Raw genomic sequence first — 6,040 nt, 5'->3', positions numbered from 1 at the left:
GTTTTTCCAACGACCAGTGGCAAGTTTGAGGTGAAGGCAGGGCAGCATGTGTTTACATCAGGGGCAAATGTCAATAGTAATGTACCGCAGTTGCCAAAGTCGAAATCGCTTAAAGGTGCTTTAGAGTTATTGAGAACTTATGGTGGTGATAACTTCTTCAAACAGAATAGCTATAAGGTCATTGATTCACTTGGTAAGCAGCTTACAGGTAAGCTAGATGCAAATGGTTTTGCTCAAGTGACAGGGATTGCCCCAGGTGCAGCTAAAGTTATTTTTGAGAAAGATGAGACTAGTGCATGGGCACCAAGTAGTGATTTTAAACGTGATTATACTTGGGCAGAACCTGTAGGGAACGTTGCAGCGTCGTTAAGTAGTGCATTAGAACAGAACATGAAACAACAACTGACCAGCAATTTACTTTCGATGGATAAAAATAGTCTTAAAAACATAGGAAAAAATACCTTAAATGATTTAGCTGAGCAGACAGTTGGACAAATCAAGGATCAAGTCAGCAATACCGCTTTAAGTGTTGTTTCAAAACAGTTGAACCTTAATATTTCTCCTGAACAAATCAAAAGTTTGGCACAAATAGCCAAGGATCCAAATCAGTCAATTGAGATGATAAAAGCTCAAGGAATGGATTTGGTTAAAGATCGTGTTACTGCAAAACTAATGGAAACAGCCAAAATTGATTCAGTACGTCAGCAAGACGTTGTTGATTATTTTCATGCTAAGAATAAGCGTTAGTATGAGATTTAATCAAAGCATAAGGTTTTAAAAATTGACGTATTGAGATGAATTTAGGGTTTTAAATTAATGATTAAAGAAAATACTCAACAAGTAATAGATAGCAAAGAGTCAACAATCGAACTTGCTATTTTTAATTTAGATAGCGTAAACACGGTGACTGACCTGCAAGTAATTGCCAAGCAAATCCAGCTTTATTTACAGGTATGTGGTAATACCAGTTTAGAGCAGCTACAGGGTAATGCTAATGTCCCGACGGTAGCCAATATTTTTGCCTTAACAGGCAGTGTACTCGATCTGGTTCTTTACGCGACAGAGAGTAAAACCGAGGATGCAGGTGTACAACAGGGTGCTTTGCTAGCTGCAAATTTAATTGGGTTATTTGCAGAGCCAAGTAGTGAAGCACATGCACGAATGGCTTTACGTCCGATGTTCGGTTTAATGTCGCAATGCTTATATCCTGAAAATGGAAAGATCAAAGAAGCCGATATTAAGCGTTTGGGGCTGCATCTGAATGCGATGGTGGCGGGTGATTTAGAAAAATTCTTACAAGAAACACAAGCCAAATTAACGGACTTACTCTCACAGGCAACGATTTTAGGAAGTAGCATTCTTAAAAGCTTGTCAGTACCTGCTACACCAATAAGTACAAGTATGACCGCAATGTCAGCAGGTGCTACAGCAGAGAAAAGAGATCCGACACTAAAATTCAGTAATTGGTCTGCACCACTTATTGATTTAATTGCTCAAACAAGTCAGGCGGACTTAACACCTAAGCTTCAGCCAAATATTCAAACACGCTTACAGCAAAAAGCAACACAAGCAATTGCCACATTAAGCCAGACATTGCAGCAACAAGCCAACGCTGGACAAAAATACAGCTTGGCTTGGTTATTACAACAAACTTTAACTGCGATTCAGGCCAGTGAAAATAAAGGCAATGCCAGTGTGCCGATTAACCAGACGGGAGAATATGAGCGTCATACCAAAGGGGATACCTTAGAGTTTGTGAGCTTACAGGCCAATGCATTAAATGCACCACCTTGTGAAGGTAAAGGCACAGAAACGGGCCAAAGTATCAGTTATTCGATTGGTGCAGAGCGGGTTCAGCATGCCGATTTCTATTTACCGAAAATCGGTTTTGTATTTAGTCGCCAATATAACTCGCAAATGGATGAGTTTGATCAAGGGATGATGGGTGCGCGCTGGATGATGCCATTTTCCAATGTGATCCTGCCAAAAGAACAAGGCTATATCTTTATTGATGCCAAAGGTCGTAAACATCCATTACCGTCTACGATTTTGCAGCAGGCGTATACTGTGCCTTATGAAGGAATGACGGTTTACCCAATTGAAAATGGTGATTTGCTATTAAATTTTGGCGGTGACTGGAACTTTCATTTCCACCAATTTAGTCTTGGTCAGCCTTATCATTTAGTTCAACAATTTAATGAAAATACCAATGAAAAAATTAGCCTAAGTTATCTTTTGGCAGATGGAGTTGCTTATCTTCAAGCAATTGATTTCCAGTTTAAACAGGTGCAGCATCAACTAAAATTTGCCTTTAATGAGCAAGTTAAGATTATTGCTGTATTTGTGGATGATCAAATTGAACCTTGGGCACGCTATCACTATGATGCTCAAGGCAACCTGACTACAGCTTTCGATCAAAATGGACATGCAAGACAATACGAATATAATCAGGCGCATCAGTTAACCCGCTATACCGATCGTACAGGCCGTGGGCAAAATGTTCGTTATGAGTCGATGTTGCCAAATGCCAAAGCCATTGAAGAATGGGCAGATGATGGCAGCTTTCATACCAAACTGAAATGGCACCCACGTTTACGTCAGGTTGCAGTTTACGATGCTTATGATAATCCGACCTATTATTATTTTGATCTGGATGGTTTTACCTATCGTACCCGTTTAGGTGATGGACGAGAGTCTTGGTATTCTCGTGATGGTGAAAAACGTATTACCCGACAAATTGATTTTGAAAGTCGAGAAACTCAACAAGAATATAATGATCAGGGCCAACTGGCGAAAATTGTACAGCCAAATGGTGGTGTGATTCGTTTTGCTTATGATGAACAAGGCAATTTAACCGAAACCAAAGATCCAGAAGGCAATATCTGGAAACGTGAATATGATGCACAGGGCAACGTCAGCAAAGAGATTAATCCTTTAGGTCATGTTACCCAATATAAATACAACACCAGTAATCAAGTTGTAGAAGTGATTGATGCCAAAGGTGGTATCAAAAAAATCCAGTACAATGATCAAGGACAAATGCTGTCTTATATTGATTGTTCAGGAAAAAGTAGTACATGGGAATATGATGAAGAAGGTGACCTAAGTGCCCAGCAAGCAGCGAATGAGCAGAAAGTTCAATATCTGTATAGCATGCAAGGCAAAGATAAAGGTCAGCTTCAAGCGATTGTTTACCCAGATGGATTAAAAGAGCTGTTTGAGCATGATGAAGAGGGTCGCTTGCTTAAACACACCGATACCAACGGCCTAATTACTCAATATCAATACAATAATGTCGGCTTGCTTGAGCATCGGATTGATGCCAATCAGCACCGTGTGAGCTATCAATGGGATAAACAAGGACGTCTTCAAAAGCTTATGAACCAGAATCAGGCTGAATACTTGTTTGGCTATAACAAGTTGGGTCAGTTAGTTCGTGAACAAGCATTTGATGGTGAAGAAAAGCACTATAGTTATACTGAAAATGGTCTATTGTTCCAGATTCGCCAACCCAATATTTTGACTGAATTTAGCTATTATGATGATGGGCTGATTGCATCTAAAAAGTATACTAACCTGCATACTCATCAAAGCCAGACAGAGCAATTTGAATATAACTTAAATCAACAATTAAGCTCAGCCAGTAATGCTGAGAGCCAAGTGCAAATGTATCGTAACCAGCTTGGGCAATTGGTGCGTGAACATCAGCATTATAAGCTGTTGAATCTAACGGCTGTGCTACGTTATGAATATGATGAATTAGGTAATCTGGTTAAAACCATTCGTCCCGATGGGCAGGAACAGACGAACCTAAGCTATGGTTCAGGGCATATCTACGGAATTGCTTTTAACCAACAGGATATTGTTTCTTTCCAGCGTGATGATTTGCATCGTGAAACGGTACGTTTTCTGGCAAATGGTTTGGTACAAACCAAGCACTATAATGATGTGGGGTTATTGATTTCTCAACAGATTGAGCCTGAGCAAGAAAGCTCAGATTTTTTACGTTATCAAGCGTATAGACATTATCAATATGATAACAACTATTTGCTCACCCAAGTTGAAGACAGTCGTTTAGGACACCTCAATTATCAATATGATCCGATTGGACGTTTGATTTCAACCCAGAGCCTGCATAAAAACGAAAGTTTTAAGTTTGATCCAGCGGGGAATTTGGTTGATCCAATGAATCAGACAACACATGCCAAAAATAATTTAATCAAACAGTATCAAGGCAAGCATTATCAATATGATGTACAAGGCAATGTGATTGAAACTACGCAAAATGGTAAAACCTTAAAGCTGACTTGGGACAATCATAACCGTTTAATTCAAAGTAACTTAAATGGTCATGTGACACAGTATGGCTATGATGTATTTGGACGTCGTTTATATAAGAAATCATCAAACCAAGACTTCACCTTATTTGGTTGGGATGGTGATTTGATGATTTGGGAATCAAGTCGAAATTCAGATAATCCCCAAAAGAGCTATACCAAACATTACGTCTATGAGCCTGACAGCTTTGTGCCGTTAATGCAGGCAGGTTATCAAGGTTTTATTGAACTAATTGAAACACCTGATTATAGCGAATACCTCAACAAGCCTTATTCTATTTATAAAGATCCGATCTGGAGCACAGATACACGTAAAAACCGTGTGGCTTTAGAGCAAACTGTTTTTTATCATTGTGATCAGGTGGGAACACCGCAAACACTCAGCAATGCTACAGGTGAATGTGTTTGGGAAATTACCCAAGATACGTGGGGTACTGCACTCGAGATTCAAATGCTAGATAAGGACAATCCATTTGAGCAGAGTAATCTTAGATTCCAAGGTCAGTATTACGATAATGAAACAGGACTGCATTATAACCGTTATCGTTATTATGAGCCGTATAGTGCAAGGTATATGAGTAAAGATCCGATAGGATTATTCGGTGGATATAACACTTCTGCCTATGTAAGTGATCCAACTCAATGGGTCGATCCAATGGGACTTAGTAGTCAGAAAATAATAAAGACCAATAAATGGATAACTCAAGATGAAAAAGATACATTAGGTAAACTTATAAATAATGCTCAGCGAAATGCAGCAGTTGCGATCACAGCTGGTTCTAAAGTTCATAAAACTTTAACTAATAGTTATCAACAAGCAAAAAATGGGGCAGGAATAATATATCAAAATACAAGTGAGGCCGTGAGTTGGGCTGCACCTAAAGTTAAAGAGGGCGGGCAGGTTTTATATAATGACGTAAAAAATGCTGGAAATAATGCATATGAATATGCAAAGAGCATAGGACAGCAAGGTAAAGAGAAAGTTAATCAAACAATAGATACTTCTGGAAAAGTTATGACAATGGCATGTTATATGCACCAAGGCTGTAAGCTTCCAGATTATTTATATTGCACTCACTCTGGTGGAAGACGTGGAGCAGGTGTCGCTGTAAATTTATGGAATGGTCAATCCTATGCAACTATAGGTGTAGATGGCACCTATGTGTATAAACAGATATACAAAGGGATGAGAAATACCGCTGTAGATATTAAAAAAATGGCTCAGCTACTTGGTGGACAATGTAGTTTAGGATTTATTTATAATAGTAGTGGTTCTGGTGCAAAAGCTACAGATGATTTTTTAAAGGGAGGAGCTGTTAGTGCAGGAGCAACTCTTCGAAACATTCGGTTGGGTGCGACTACAGCATCAAGCGAATGGTTGAATTTAAAATCACCTAAAGCTATTGAAATAGGTTTAAGTTCAGATAAAGCTGATATTGATGCTGGTGCTTCAATTAGTATTCCGCTTTTACAAACACCAGTTAAGTATTAAGGTAAAATTATGAAATCTATATTAGTGTTATTCATTTTAATTTTTATTACTGCATGCTCTAGTGCTGAAAGACCTAAAGTTGTTCCTGATCGATTTAAAGATTTTATGAATCAATATTTTTATGGTTATAAATATGAGTATAAAGATATTAGTGCGCGTGGTAATCACAACTATGGGCAGCAATATGCACTCATCAAAATAGATAAAAGTG

Annotated in this window: 1 protein-coding gene and 2 pseudogenes; all 3 read left to right on the top strand. The window is 38.6% G+C overall.

Translation table 11 applies throughout. From position 1 onward, the window contains the following. Positions 1 to 747: pseudogene (locus AC6CHI_RS16020) on the top strand (type VI secretion system Vgr family protein); the annotation flags it as partial. A gap of 69 nt (positions 748 to 816) precedes the next feature. After that, entirely contained in the window at positions 817 to 5,829 is a 5,013-nt protein-coding gene (locus tag AC6CHI_RS16015; RefSeq protein WP_498122490.1) for an RHS repeat-associated core domain-containing protein, read from the top strand. 9 nt (positions 5,830 to 5,838) lie between these two features. Next, a pseudogene (locus AC6CHI_RS16010) lies at positions 5,839 to 6,040 on the top strand (hypothetical protein); the annotation flags it as partial.

The organism is Acinetobacter sp. GQ146, assembly GCF_059758585.1.
The sequence above is the reverse complement of the archived record's forward strand: the minus strand, read 5'-3'. Positions and strand labels throughout refer to the sequence as shown.

Bases quoted from the DNA above. Each gene is read 5' to 3' on its own strand.
- AC6CHI_RS16015 (WP_498122490.1), top strand. From the start codon at position 817: ATGATTAAAGAAAATACTCAACAAGTAATAGATAGCAAAGAGTCAACA.